Source organism: Paraburkholderia sp. BR10872 (assembly GCF_040965835.1).
GTDB classification, from domain to species: Bacteria; Pseudomonadota; Gammaproteobacteria; order Burkholderiales; family Burkholderiaceae; genus Paraburkholderia; species Paraburkholderia nodosa_A.
Genome location: NZ_JBFRCN010000035.1, coordinates 1 through 12500, shown reverse-complemented (window position 1 = coordinate 12500; position 12500 = coordinate 1). Strand labels below are relative to the sequence as shown.

Sequence of the window (12500 nt, the reverse complement as noted above, 5' to 3'; positions counted from 1 at the left end):
TGCCCTGCGCGAGGATGAGCAAGACTAGCCGACTCGCCGGGACGCCGTCTCGGCGTTGCGCGGTCAGCTTGCTTCGCGCGCCATCGAGTCGGCGCGGCCTTCCACGAGGTCGATCTCCTGTGGCGACAGGCCGAATGCCGCATAGAGGCGTCGATCGATCTCGCGCGCGATGCCGTCCGCTTCAGCGGCGTCGCATGCGGACTGCCCGGCGCGCAGCAAGCGGGTCACGCAGTCGGCGACTTCGCTGCGCACCGAAGTGCCGCCCGGCACGGGCAAGGCGTCGATCATCGATGTCGTGAACGCCACGCCGCCGTTGTAGCTCGACGCGCCGTACTTCGCGCGGATCAGGAACACCGAGAGCGGGCAGTTGAGCAACGCCGCCGCGAACTTCAGCAGGCTCTCGTCGTCCGAGCGCAGGATCAGTGTGGTCTTGCCTGGGATCGTGTCGCCTGCGAGATCGAGCGTCGCATCGAGCCGTGTGAGGCCTTTCACGATCACCTTTTTCGCGTTGGCTTTCGCGCCGTAGCCGTTCCCGAACGTCGACGCGAAGCGCTCGCGCTCGACCACGGGTGCCTCGTAGCGTCGCCCGAGATAGGTCATCGGCTTGCTGCCCCAGCGCGAGACGTAGCGCCCGAGCGTGCCGGTGTTCACCACGCGGTAGTGTTGGTCCGGCTGGAATCGGCCGTCGGCCGCTTCGACGAGGGGCGCGAGCCGGTAGGCGTCCGACGTCGCACAGGCGTTCTCGCAGGGCAGCAGCGAACCGAGTGTGGGGTGCGCACCGGCGAACCGCTGCACGAACGCGGCGTGCGGCGAGAGCAATGCGTCGAGCGGCCATGGCGCCTCGAGCGAGCGTTTGTCGGTTTGCGCAAGCTCGGTGAGCGTCTCGCGGTCGATGCGCGCGGTCGCGATGGCAGGCGTGCCCGACTCGCGAAAGAGCGTGATGATCGAATCCACACGCGCCTGCTCGAATACGTCGCGGCCGAGCCTGACGATGCGTTCGATCTTGTCCAGATGCCGTGCGCGCAACGCATTGCCGAAGGGCTTCGAGAGCCACTTGTCGGGCGTGAGATACGCCATCGCGCCGCCGGGCCTCAGGAGCGCGAGGCCGAGCTCGATGAACACGATGTAGAGGTCCCAGTTGCCCCGCGCGCTCGGCCAGCGCTGCGCCAGCCGCTCGCGCAACGCGCGCTGGCCCTGGTTGATCATGCGCTCGGAGTCGATATAGGGCGGATTCGCTATGACGGCGTCGAAGCGCTCGAAGTCGCCTTCGTCGGTGAGGAGGTCGGCGAATTCGATGCGCCATTCGAACGCCGCGGCGTTTTCGGGGGGCGTGTCGGCCTGGTGGTTCGCGAGGGCGTGGCGCAACGCTTCGCGCAGTTGCGCGCATCGGGCGATTTCGGCGCGCCTCGCCGCGGCTGTAGCCGTCGCCCGCAGTCTAGCCGCGCTGGCACGATAGTTCGCCACTGGCTCAGCGTAGCCGCGCAGCGGCGTATCGAAGTCGAAACGGCTGAGCGTCGCATTGCCTGCTTTGAGGTTGGTCTCGAGGTTCGGCAGAGAAGTGGTGAAATCGGCGTGTTCGAGCAGTTCGATCCACAGCCGCAGGCGCGCCATGCCGACCGAATCCGGGTTGATATCCACACCGAAAAGCGAGTGCTCGACGATGTCCCGCTTGACACTGAAGAGCGCGGCTTCGATCTTGCGGATGCTCGTGCCATCGCGCTCGCGGGTGAGCGGTTCGCCGTTCGCATGCGTCACGCAAAGCCGGTCCGCGGTGACGTCGATGCGGCAAGCGCTGAGTGCTTCGCGGTCCTGCGCGTTCAGCAAGCCGAGGCGCACTTTCAGCGCCAGCAACTCGTTGAGCGCTGAAACGAGCAGATGCCCCGAGCCCACGGCGGGGTCGCAGATGCGCAGCGAGTCCAGAATCGCGCGCGCCTCGTCGCGGCTTCCGATCGATGCGCCGCTTGATTCACCGATCAGTTCGGATAGCTGATCGATGTTCGTGCAGTGCCAGCCTTTGGCGCGATTCAGCCGATTGAGCGCCGCATGCGCGATGGCGGGACGGGCGAGTTGCATCGCGACGCTGCCGGGCGTGTACCAGGCGCCGTCGCGGTATCCGTTGAGCTTTTCGAAGACGAGCCCGAGCGAGGAGGCATCGAGGCAACGCCTGTTCGCCACGGTTGGCTCTCGCGCCACCAGACCGGCGGAGAAGTCGAACGTGGCGAGAAAATCGAGCAGATACGCAAGCGTGTGCCGCTCGCCGCTCGCATCGGGGAGCACGGTCGCCTCGTACGGCGGCAGCGTGGCGCGATCGTCGAGCATGCTCATGCCGAGCAGGCTACGGTCCAGGTCTTGCGGCGCGAACCGCGAACCGTCGAAGCGGGGAAGGTGAGCGAAGCGGGCTGGCGGCGTGTCGTCACCGGCGCCGAGGACGGTGTCGCACAGCGCGTCGAGATCGCTGAACGAGCGGATGCGCTGGGCGTTCAGGAACGCGTAGGCCGCATCGTCGCCGTGGAGCGTCAGCAGACGCGTTTCGAGCACCTTGAGAAATACGAGGCGGCTGATCCAGGCGATGCAAAGCCGGAGCGCGAGTTCGAAATGGTCGGTCTTCGGCCCCTCGCCTGGGCTCTCTCCGTCGCAGGCGGCGAGGCGCGACAGCGCGAGTTCGATCAGCGCGCCGGGCAAACGCTCGTGCGGCGCGGGTCGCGCGACGGTGCGCCTCATGCCGGAAACGCTCTCCCGCAACCCGACGATATGCAGCAGTTCGGCGTAAAAGCCTTCGTCGAGCCCAGCACCGGCGCTGGCGCGGCGCGTGCGCGGTTTGCGCGCGCGGCGTGTCTGCTGGGTGGTTGCTGGCATGGTCTCGTGCGGGTGGGCCTGGCCTGACGGGGCGCGGTCGGCGCCCATTTTACTGCCGGGCGGGCGCGTTTCGTCCTACGTCGTCTGGCCTGGTCGACGCGCCCGCCCGTCTGAGCGATCATCGTTGCGAAGGCGACGTGGCGGAACGCGCCGCGTCGCTCTGCTATATGATGGCGCCCCGCGGCGCCAACCCGCGGGCCAGGTACGAATCGACGAACTGGCCCGCCGCACCGAATATCCGACTATGACCGAACATCCCACTCTTACCTGGCCCGACACCGAAGGCCCGCGCACGGTGCGCTGGCGCTCCGAGGCTGGCGTGCCGGCGCCCAAACGCGTGGTCATCGCCGACGATCGCACGACTGCGGACGCTGCGTACCGCCTTGCCTGCGAAGGCACCGCCCTCCTGTGGCGCGGCGACTATCAGAACGCGCGTCAGCTGCTGCAGGCCATGGCGCGCCGTGGGGAGCGCAAACCCCGCAAGGCTGCGCCGCCCAAGGCGCCGGCTTCACCGCTCGAAGCGTTTCATCTGCATCGCCAGGCGCAGGCGCAGCGTGCCCGCACGCTCGGCATGGTGCTGATTCCGCTCGAAGGCGACTACAGCATCAACCTGCGCCGCGCACCCGACGTCCGGCTCGCGTGCGAAGAGGCGTGGGGCGCGGCCGATGGCGAAGCTTCCGCGGCGTCGCTGCGCGAAATTCTGGGTCTGGTCGGCGCCCACGAATGGCGCAAGAAGGGTGTCGAGATCGCGGCGCTGAACGGCGCGCGCATTCATCCGTACTACGGTGTGTTCTCGCCGGTGCGCGGCGAATACGTCGATCTCGTCGCGCGCACGGCGCTGCCGTCGCTCGAAAAGGCCTTCGACATCGGCACGGGCACGGGCGTGCTCGCCGCCGTGCTCGCCTCGCGCGGCGTGAAGAACGTGGTCGCGACTGATCAGGATGCCCGCGCGCTGGCTTGCGCGAACGAGAACCTTGACCGCCTCGGCTACGCCGCGCAGGTCGAGGTCGTCGAGGCGGATCTGTTCCCGCCGGGGCGCGCGCCGCTCATCGTCTGCAATCCGCCATGGGTGCCGGCGCGGCCCGCGTCGCCCATCGAGTACGCCGTGTTCGATCCCGAGAGCCGCATGCTGCGCGGCTTTCTCGGCGGCCTCAAGGATCATCTCGAGACGGGCGGCGAGGGGTGGTTGATTTTGTCCGACTTCGCGGAGCATCTCGGGCTGCGCACGCGCGAATCGCTCATCGAGATGATCGTGGAGGCGGGGCTCGAAGTCGTGGGCCGGGAGGACATTCGCCCGCGGCACCCGAAAGCGTCGGATCCGACCGATCCGCTCTATCGTGCGCGCGCGGCCGAACTGACGTCGCTGTGGCGCCTCAAGGTGCGCGTAGAGTGAGCCGGACGGAAAAAGCGTTGGCAAAAAAGAAGAGGCCGGGCCGCTAACGGCCCGTGCGGGTATCGAGTATCGGCGTCGGCGGCCTGGCTGCCACGCCGAGTGTGCGTCAGATTTACATCGGCTTCAGCCCGGATAGGCCTCGTCGACCTTGAGGCCTGCCAGCTTGAAAATCACGCGCAGCGTTTGTGGCTTGATATCGCGGCGCGACGCCAGTGCCGACATCACGAAATCGAGCACCTTCGCGTACTTCAGCAGAATCAGGCAGGTCTCGAGATCCGAAGGGCCATCGCGCATGCTTTCCGCGACCCGCAACATCTCCACCGAGATGTCGCGCGCCATTTCCAGCTCCAGTTGCTGCTTTTCCGTCCAGTCGGGAACCGTGACGAGTTTCGTAAGCAGTTCCTGGAATTTTTGCTCTGCGTTTCCGTCAGGTATCGTATTCATTGCATGCCCCATGCAAGGCCGCACAGCGTCGCGCGCTCTTTGCGCAGCGAGGACTGCGCCAGCCTGATTCATCGCAACCGGCACTCCCGGTGCGACCTCCCAATGCGCGCCTGTCGATTCGTTGCCGGCCGGTCGCGCTGCGTTTTGGTCCTTTTTTTGGGCATCGGGGACGAAAAAATCCTCGTGTCTCTTCTATTCAACCCCTCCCTGCTGTCCGCACGTGGGTCAGCGTGCCGGGACGCTATTACGACACTGGCCGCTCTCATGGGTTCGGCAGCCTGGACTCGCTTTTTTCGTAAAATGACAGAATTACTGCAACCCTTCTGTCGCCTGTCGCACGTTTCGCGACATACCACGCCTTTCATCCGATCACGCCGATGTCCAGCAAGACCTACGAAGTCCGTCCGAACCAGTCTGTCGAACTCCTCAAGGAGCTCCACATCCTGACGCGCGACGGCAAGATGAACCAGGACAGCCGCCGCAAGCTGAAGCAGGTCTATCACCTGTTCCAGTTCATCGAGCCGCTGCTCAAGGACCTCAAGCAGGATGGCCGCGACGTGACCCTCGTCGATCACGGGGCGGGCAAGTCCTATCTGGGCTTTATTCTCTACGACCTGTTTTTCAAGGATCAGCGCGACAGGTCACACATTTATGGCATCGAGACGCGCGACGAGCTCGTGCAGCACTCGCAGGAACTGGCCAAACGGCTGGGCTTTGGCGGGATGTCGTTCCTGAACCTGTCGGTCGCCGATTCGATCACCTCGCCGCAGCTGCCGCCAACGGTCGATATCGTGACGGCGCTGCATGCCTGCGACACCGCCACCGACGACGCCCTGCGCTTCGCACTCAAGAAGCACGCGCGCTACATCGTGGTCGTGCCGTGCTGCCAGGCCGAGGTGGCGGGAGTACTGCGCCGCAACAAGGGCAAGTCGCTCGGCCAGGCACTCACGGAGATCTGGCGCCATCCGCTGCATACGCGCGAATTCGGCAGCCAGATCACCAACGTGCTGCGCTGTCTGCAACTCGAGGCGCACGGCTATCAGGTGAGCGTGACGGAACTGGTGGGCTGGGAGCACTCGATGAAGAACGAACTCATCATCGCCCAGTACAAGGATTTGCCGCGACGCCGTGCGGCGGAGCGGCTCAACGAGATTCTCGAGACGTTCGGGCTGGCGGACCTGCGCGAGCGCTTTTTCGCCGACGAGGGCGAGGCGGCCTCCGAAGCGGCAATCGAAGGCTGAACCTGCGGGCAGCGCGGCGTCAGTCGCGCTTGCTCATCCAGTCTTGCCAACCTGCGAAGCCGAGCTTGCGAAGCGTTTCCTGGTTGCGTTCGTAGATGTCGGCGGCGTCGGGGAACGCCTCGACTGCGCGCTCGATGCTCGCTTCTCGCAGCAGATGCAGGATCGGGTAAGGCGCGCGGTTCGTGTAGTTCTCGATGTCGTCGGACTCGGCGCCCTCGAACTGGAATTGCGGGTGAAAGCTCGCGACCTGAAGCGTGCCTTCGAGCCGCAACTGCTGCACGAGGCGCTCGGCAAACCAGGTCGCGTCATTGAAATCGGCGAAGTCGGCAAGCGTGTGGGGCAGGATCAGGAGCGTCGTGTCGATCTCGGTGTCATCGGCCTGTGCCAGCGTTTGCAACTCGCGTTCGAGATCGGTGAGGACACCTTCCAGATCGGTCGCCTCGCTGATCACGTAGCGAATCTGGTTCTTCACGTGCACGCTTTTCGCAAATGGGCAGAGGTTCAGCCCGATCACGGCGCGCGTGAGCCAGTGGCGGGTCGCTTCGAGAATGGCGGCGTGGTCGGGGGACAGAGCAGCGGTTTCGTTCATCGTGACATTTTACGGGCGGCTAGCGCCCGGGACATGCCGCCTCGATCAACAGCTTTGCCATGCGCGGCGCAGCGAGAATCGCGCCGCACCCGGGGCCGTAAGTCTGGCTTGCGGCATAGATGCCTTCGACGAGCAGCGCGAGTTCCTCGGCGAGCGCGACCGGGTCTTTGGCTCCGGCTTCCTGTGCGAGCGCGGTGAGCCGCGCCATGAGCCGCGTCTTGTTGTTGTCGACGCTGCGCCGCGCGGGGTGGGTGGCGTCGGGAAATTCGGTCGCGACGTTGACGAACGGGCAGCCGCGATAATCCGGCACCGAGGCGCGGCGCGCGAGGTCCTCGAAATACTGCACCAACTGCTTTGCCGGTTCACCCGGATGCTTCGCGAGACTTTCGTCGAAGCGCTCGAAAAAGCGCACGTCGCAGCGCTGCAGGTAGGCGACGACAAGATCGTCCTTCGACGAAAACTGCCGGTACAGGCTCATCTTGTTCACGCCGGCGCGCTCGACTACGGCCTCGATGCCGACCGCGCGCACGCCTTCGCGATAGAACAGCTCATCGGCGGCGCGCAACAGGTGCTCGTGCGCGCGTGCACCAGCCGTCTGCGCGCGGGGGCGGGGCGTGCGGGCAGCGGCGCTAGCGGTTTCCTCGTGGCCTTCGTGTTTCATGAGGGCATCTCGCGATCAGGGTGATTGCTTGACATGTTACCGAGCGGTAACTACTATCGCAACACACTTGTGACCGATCGGTAACAATCAAAGCGATGGCGAATGTCGCGGCGAGCGGTCATGCCAACGAAAACATCGGCATGTCGAATCCGGCGCGCCGCGACAGGAGCACCAATGGACTGGGCAGCGAGGCGAATAGGCGGACGTTTCCACTACGGATGGCTCGTCGTGGCGGTGGTGTTTCTGGTGTTGCTGGCGGCGGCCGGCACGCGTGCGACGCCCAGCGTGATGATGGTGCCGCTCGAGCATCAGTTCGGCTGGAGCCGGGCGACGATCTCGCTCGCCATCTCGGTGAATATCGCGCTCTACGGCCTCATGGGCCCGTTTGCGGCGGCGGCCATGCAGCGCTTCGGCGTGCGTCCCACGCTGCTCGCGGCGCTCGGCACCATGGCAGCGGGCGTGGCGCTTTCCGCGCTAATGACGCATCCGTGGCAGATGATCCTGATCTGGGGCGTGATGGTGGGCGGCGCCACCGGCGTCGCGGCGCTCTCGCTCTCGGCGACCGTCGTGACGCGCTGGTTCCACTCGCACCGCGGGCTGGCCATGGGCATCCTCACCGCGAGTTCGGCCACGGGCCAGCTCGTGTTCCTGCCACTCCTCGCGGCGATCGTGGAGAAGCACGGCTGGCAGTCGGTGGTGCTCGTGGTCGCGGTGGCCGCCGCCGCGGTGCTGCCGCTCGTGCTGTTCCTGCTGCCCGAGCGGCCCGCGAGCGTGAATCTGCGCCCGTTCGGCGAGGACGAGAGCACCCCCGTCGCGCCGCCCGCGCCGCATCAGAATCCGCTGAAGATCGCGTTCGACGCGCTCTTCTCGGCAAGCCGCACGCGCGACTTCTGGCTGCTGTTCTTCAGCTTCTTCATCTGCGGCGCCAGCACGAATGGCTACGTGGGCACGCACCTCATCGCCATGTGCGGCGACTACGGCATGACCGAAGTGCAGGGTGCATCGCTGCTCGCGACGATGGGTATTTTCGACCTGTTCGGCACGACGCTCTCGGGCTGGCTCTCGGACCGTTTCAATAGCCGCTTGCTGCTGTTCTGGTACTACGGGCTGCGCGGACTTTCGCTGATCTATTTGCCGCACGCGTTCGGCATCGACTTCTTCGGGCTGCCGATCTTTGCGGTGTTCTACGGCCTCGACTGGATCGCGACGGTGCCGCCGACCGTGCGGCTCGCCACCGATGTGTTCGGCAAGGAGCGCGCGCCGATCGTGTTCGGCTGGGTCGTGGCGGGCCATCAGCTCGGCGCGGCATTCGCGGCGTTCGGCGCAGGCCTGCTGCGCTCGAGCCTCGGCACCTATACGGTGGCGTCGATGATTTCGGGCGGCCTGTGCCTCGTGGCGTCGTTCCTCGTGCTGCGCATCAACCGCGGGCCGCGCGCCGTGGGCGTGCAAACGGCCTGACGCGGCCATAGCGACTTTACAGCGCCGGTTCGCACTTCGGCGCACGCCGACAGGCGACGCATCAGCGTCGCCTGTTGCGTTTGAGCGGATTTCACGCGCTGCGGTTATTCTAATGACCCCCGGGCAAGCCGCCCGTCACCCCAAGGACACACAAGGCATGACGAAGCACAAACCCGCACCGACAGCCGTGCCCATTCACGAACTCATCGCCGGCCGCTGGAGCCCGCGCGCCTATTCGAGCGAGCCGGTGAGCCGCGAGGCGCTGCACGCGGTGATCGAGGCGGCGCGCTGGGCGCCCTCGGGCTACAACCTGCAGCCGTGGCGCTTTATCGTGTTCGACCGCAGCGCCGACGAAGTCGCGTTCAAGCGCGCATTCGCGACGCTCGTGCCGTTCAACCAGCAGTGGAACGCGCCGGCGTCGGTGCTGATCGCGGTGACGGCACACACGCTCAACGCGAAGGGCGAAGTCAATCGCACGGCGCAATACGATGCGGGCGCCGCAGCCATGTCGCTCGTGCTCCAGGCGCATGCGCTGGGTCTCGCGGCGCACCAGATGAGCGGTTTCGACGTGCAGGCGTTCCGCACGGAATTCGCGCTGCCCAACGACGTGGAGCCGCTCTCGATCATCTCGATCGGCCACTACGGCGAAGCCGAGAAGCTGGAGCCTGTCCTGCGCGACCGTGAAAAGGCGGAACGTACGCGCTCGGCGATGGGCGACATCGCCTACGCGAACGCCTGGAAGCAGCCGTTCAAGGGCTGAGCCGGGAGAAACCCCGCGCTTATGAGGGGTTGCGAGCTTTAGCGAAAACGCGCGGCATGGCCCGCGCGTTTTTTCTTGCGGGGTCGCATCGTGGGCCCGCGGTTGCCCCGCGCGGCGCTTTCGTGCTACAAAGCCGATCCCCCCGACCTTTCCTCTCTTGCGCGCGCATTCGCTGCGGCGCGCTCTTGCCATGACCAGCTTCTGCGCGATTGACTTCGGAACCTCCAATTCGGCGGTGGCGCTCCCGGCAGCGGCCGACGGCGCAATGCGCCTCGCGCCCGTGGAAGGCGCACACACCACGTTGCCCACGGCGGTGTTCTTCAACGTCGACGAACACACGCGCGAATTCGGCCGTGCGGCGCTCGCGTCCTATATCGACGGCTTCGACGGCCGGCTGATGCGCTCGATGAAAAGCATCCTCGGCTCGCCGCTCGCCGAGAGCACGACCGACCTCGGCGACGGTAGCGCGATGCCCTATACCGAGATCATCACGATCTTTCTGGAGCACCTGAAACGCAGCGCCGAACGTTGCTCGGGCACGCCGATCTCGCGCGCGGTGCTGGGCCGTCCGGTGTTCTTCGTCGATGAAGACCCGCGCGCCGATCAGCTCGCCCAGGACCAGCTCGAAGCCGCGGCGCGCCGGGTGGGCTTTCGCGAGATCGAGTTCCAGTACGAGCCGATCGCGGCGGCGTTCGACTACGAGTCGCGTCTCGCGGAGGAAGGGCTCGTGCTCGTCGCCGACATTGGCGGCGGCACGTCGGACTTCTCGCTCGTGCGCGTGGGGCCCGATCGCATGACGCGGCTCGAACGCAAGGACGACGTACTCGCGCACCACGGCGTGCACGTGGCGGGCACCGACTTCGACCGCCGCGTCGAACTCGCGACCATCCTGCGCGAACTGGGCTACCAGTCGCTCGACCCCGAAGGCCGCGAGGTGCCGAACCGCATCTATTTCGATCTGGCGACGTGGCATCTCATCAACACGATCTACACACCGAGGCGCGCGACCGAGCTGAAGCTCATGCGCCACCTGTACACCGATACGCGCCATCACGACCGGCTGATGCGGGTGGTCGACGAGCGTCTGGGTCACGCGCTCACGGCGCGCGCGGAGGAGGCGAAGATCGGCGTTTCGGCGGGCGGGGAGACGATGATCGACCTCGAGGCTGTAGAGGCAGACTTGCGTCTGGCGTTCGGCGACACGCAACTCGTCGAGGCGGGGCGCGAGGAGACGCGGCGTATCGTGCAGGCCGCGCGCGAAACGGTGCAGGCAGCGGGGGTCGCGCCGGCTCAGGTGAGTGCGCTTTACTTCACGGGCGGCTCGACCGGCCTCGCGTTCCTGACGCAGGCGCTGGCCGAGGCGTTTCCGCAGTCACAGGCCGTGTTCGGCGATCGTCTCGCCAGCGTGGCGACGGGTCTCGGCATTCACGCGCAGCGCCTTTTCGGCTAAACGCACCAGGCGCCTAAACCTCGCGCTAGAGCGCCAGGCAAGAAAAAACCCCACCTTCCGGAAGAAGCATGGGGTTTTTCGGTAAGCTTGCTAGCCAGGAACTGCGCAGAAGTTGCGTTCAGATCCTAAGAGCCGTAGCAGACCGATGAGCGCAGTACTTAGACCGGCTTGATGTTGGCAGCTTGCTTGCCCTTCGGGCCCGTGCGCACTTCGAATTGAACCTTTTGGTTCTCTTGCAGCGTCTTGAAGCCGTCAACCTTGATTTCCGAGAAGTGCGCGAACAGGTCTTCGCCGCCGCCGTCCGGAGTGATAAAGCCAAAGCCCTTAGCGTCATTGAACCACTTGACGGTACCGGTTTCCATATTACTTTCCTAAAAATGAATGAAGGCCGAAGCCCGAGAGGTGCACGAAAATCAAGGAAGGGGTATGGGACCAGCCGGAGTACCGTTGATGGGCGAACTACGAAAGACCAATTCACACTCGCCGCTTGAAATCCTGCCCGAACTTTATACGGCGAAATGGCAGGAAGGTCAACTAGGTCCTCGGGAAAGTTCGTATTTTTTTGCCACAGGGTCGAAACGAACCCTTACAAAGCTTGATAAGCAAATGACTTTTTTGTATTAGGCCGTCGTTTTCGACGCCCTTCCATGGTGCAACCGGTTAAACTACGCGCCGCGCAGAAGTTGCGCCTACAGGCGCAATCTTTTGTGCGGAGGTACGACAACCGCAGCAAACCCGCCCGCACAACAGACGGGATAAACGCGGTGTCGAGCTGCTCTCGAAACAGGAGAAGACGTGAAAAGTTCTATTCAACGGAACATCGGCCCGTTCGCGCTGATGTTCACCGGCCTCGGGTCGATCATCGGTTCGGGCTGGCTGTTCGGCGCGTGGAAGGCGGCGAAAATTGCAGGTCCGGCGGCGGTTTGCGCCTGGATCATCGGCGCCGTGGTCATTCTGGCCATCGCGCTCACCTACGCCGAACTCGGTGCGATGTTCCCGGAGTCGGGCGGTATGGTCCGCTACGCCCGCTACTCGCACGGCGCACTGGTGGGCTTCATCAGCGCGTGGGCGAACTGGATCGCCATTGTCTCGGTGATCCCGATCGAAGCCGAAGCCTCGATCCAGTACATGAGCACCTGGCCCTATGCCTGGGCGCACGCGCTCTTCGTCGACGGGTCGTTGACGCATTCAGGGCTCGGGCTCTCCGCGATTCTCGTGATCATCTACTTCATGCTCAACTATTGGGGCGTGAAACTGTTCGCGCGTGCCAACAGCGCGATCACGATCTTCAAGTTCATCATCCCGGGTCTGACGATCATCGGCCTGATGGCGGGTAGCTTCCACCAGGAAAACTTCGGCCAGACGACCTCGTTCGCCCCGTACGGCTGGTCGGCGGTGTTCACGGCAGTCGCCACGAGCGGCATCGTGTTCGCATTCAACGGCTTCCAGAGCCCGATCAACCTCGCGGGTGAAGCGCGCAATCCGGCGAAGAGCGTGCCGTTCGCAGTCATCGGCTCGATTCTCTGCGCGCTCGTGATCTACGTGCTGCTGCAGGTCGCCTATATCGGCGCGGTCAATCCGGCCGACGTCGCGAAGGGCTGGAACACGTTCAACTTCAAGTCGCCGTTCGCGGAACTCGCGATCGCGC

The 12500-nt window shown here is 65.1% G+C and carries 11 protein-coding genes; 6 read left to right on the top strand and 5 right to left on the bottom strand.

The window, feature by feature from the left end:
* Window positions 1-63: 63 nt before the first annotated feature.
* Window positions 64-2856, bottom strand: a complete 2793-nt coding sequence (locus tag AB4Y43_RS24790; protein WP_368729005.1) for an N-6 DNA methylase — start codon at window positions 2854-2856, stop codon at window positions 64-66.
* Between the two features lie 244 nt (window positions 2857-3100).
* Between AB4Y43_RS24790 and AB4Y43_RS24785 the strand changes: the two genes are divergently transcribed.
* The gene (locus AB4Y43_RS24785) at window positions 3101-4249 is read left to right on the top strand and encodes a methyltransferase (RefSeq protein WP_368729004.1); all 1149 of its coding nucleotides are present in this window, start codon (window positions 3101-3103) and stop codon (window positions 4247-4249) included.
* A 123-nt stretch (window positions 4250-4372) separates the two neighbouring features.
* On the opposite strand, the gene AB4Y43_RS24780 is transcribed toward AB4Y43_RS24785, so the two are convergent.
* Window positions 4373-4693, bottom strand: coding sequence for a hypothetical protein (locus AB4Y43_RS24780; RefSeq protein ID WP_028206633.1), 321 nt, complete (start codon window positions 4691-4693; stop codon window positions 4373-4375).
* A gap of 377 nt (window positions 4694-5070) precedes the next feature.
* Between AB4Y43_RS24780 and AB4Y43_RS24775 the strand changes: the two genes are divergently transcribed.
* Window positions 5071-5934: an SAM-dependent methyltransferase gene (locus AB4Y43_RS24775; protein WP_368729003.1), complete on the top strand. Its 864-nt coding sequence runs from the start codon at window positions 5071-5073 to the stop codon at window positions 5932-5934.
* A 19-nt stretch (window positions 5935-5953) separates the two neighbouring features.
* Here AB4Y43_RS24775 and AB4Y43_RS24770 read toward each other — a convergent pair whose 3' ends face one another.
* Both AB4Y43_RS24770 and AB4Y43_RS24765 read right to left on the bottom strand, forming a co-directional pair.
* On the bottom strand, window positions 5954-6523 hold the full coding sequence (locus AB4Y43_RS24770; RefSeq protein WP_342949862.1) for a DUF1415 domain-containing protein: 570 nt from the start codon (window positions 6521-6523) through the stop codon (window positions 5954-5956).
* 19 nt (window positions 6524-6542) lie between these two features.
* Complete coding sequence (locus AB4Y43_RS24765; RefSeq protein ID WP_342949863.1) at window positions 6543-7184, bottom strand: TetR/AcrR family transcriptional regulator; 642 nt, start codon at window positions 7182-7184, stop codon at window positions 6543-6545.
* A gap of 174 nt (window positions 7185-7358) precedes the next feature.
* Between AB4Y43_RS24765 and AB4Y43_RS24760 the strand changes: the two genes are divergently transcribed.
* The 3 genes from AB4Y43_RS24760 (at window position 7359) to AB4Y43_RS24750 (ending at window position 10852) form a co-directional block, all read left to right on the top strand.
* Window positions 7359-8642: an MFS transporter gene (locus AB4Y43_RS24760; RefSeq protein WP_069268275.1), complete on the top strand. Its 1284-nt coding sequence runs from the start codon at window positions 7359-7361 to the stop codon at window positions 8640-8642.
* Between the two features lie 157 nt (window positions 8643-8799).
* Window positions 8800-9402, top strand: coding sequence for a nitroreductase family protein (locus AB4Y43_RS24755; RefSeq protein WP_069268276.1), 603 nt, complete (start codon window positions 8800-8802; stop codon window positions 9400-9402).
* A 190-nt stretch (window positions 9403-9592) separates the two neighbouring features.
* Complete coding sequence (locus tag AB4Y43_RS24750) at window positions 9593-10852, top strand: Hsp70 family protein (protein ID WP_069268277.1); 1260 nt, start codon at window positions 9593-9595, stop codon at window positions 10850-10852.
* Window positions 10853-11010: 158 nt separating this feature from the next.
* Here the strand turns inward: AB4Y43_RS24750 and AB4Y43_RS24745 are convergent, their stop codons facing one another.
* Complete coding sequence (locus AB4Y43_RS24745) at window positions 11011-11214, bottom strand: cold-shock protein (RefSeq protein WP_027797379.1); 204 nt, start codon at window positions 11212-11214, stop codon at window positions 11011-11013.
* A 433-nt stretch (window positions 11215-11647) separates the two neighbouring features.
* Here AB4Y43_RS24745 and AB4Y43_RS24740 point away from each other — a divergent pair.
* A partial coding sequence (locus tag AB4Y43_RS24740; RefSeq protein ID WP_368729002.1) for an APC family permease occupies window positions 11648-12500 on the top strand: 853 nt, incomplete at its 3' end.

Excerpts from the sequence above, each read along its gene's own strand:
- AB4Y43_RS24775 (WP_368729003.1), top strand. The coding sequence starts at position 5,071 with ATGTCCAGCAAGACCTACGAAGTCCGTCCGAACCAGTCTGTCGAACTC.
- AB4Y43_RS24760 (WP_069268275.1), top strand. The coding sequence starts at position 7,359 with ATGGACTGGGCAGCGAGGCGAATAGGCGGACGTTTCCACTACGGATGG.
- AB4Y43_RS24770 (WP_342949862.1), bottom strand. The coding sequence starts at position 6,523 with ATGAACGAAACCGCTGCTCTGTCCCCCGACCACGCCGCCATTCTCGAA.
- AB4Y43_RS24750 (WP_069268277.1), top strand. The coding sequence starts at position 9,593 with ATGACCAGCTTCTGCGCGATTGACTTCGGAACCTCCAATTCGGCGGTG.
- AB4Y43_RS24745 (WP_027797379.1), bottom strand. The coding sequence starts at position 11,214 with ATGGAAACCGGTACCGTCAAGTGGTTCAATGACGCTAAGGGCTTTGGC.
- AB4Y43_RS24765 (WP_342949863.1), bottom strand. The coding sequence starts at position 7,184 with ATGAAACACGAAGGCCACGAGGAAACCGCTAGCGCCGCTGCCCGCACG.
- AB4Y43_RS24785 (WP_368729004.1), top strand. The coding sequence starts at position 3,101 with ATGACCGAACATCCCACTCTTACCTGGCCCGACACCGAAGGCCCGCGC.
- AB4Y43_RS24780 (WP_028206633.1), bottom strand. The coding sequence starts at position 4,693 with ATGAATACGATACCTGACGGAAACGCAGAGCAAAAATTCCAGGAACTG.
- AB4Y43_RS24755 (WP_069268276.1), top strand. The coding sequence starts at position 8,800 with ATGACGAAGCACAAACCCGCACCGACAGCCGTGCCCATTCACGAACTC.
- AB4Y43_RS24790 (WP_368729005.1), bottom strand. The coding sequence starts at position 2,856 with ATGCCAGCAACCACCCAGCAGACACGCCGCGCGCGCAAACCGCGCACG.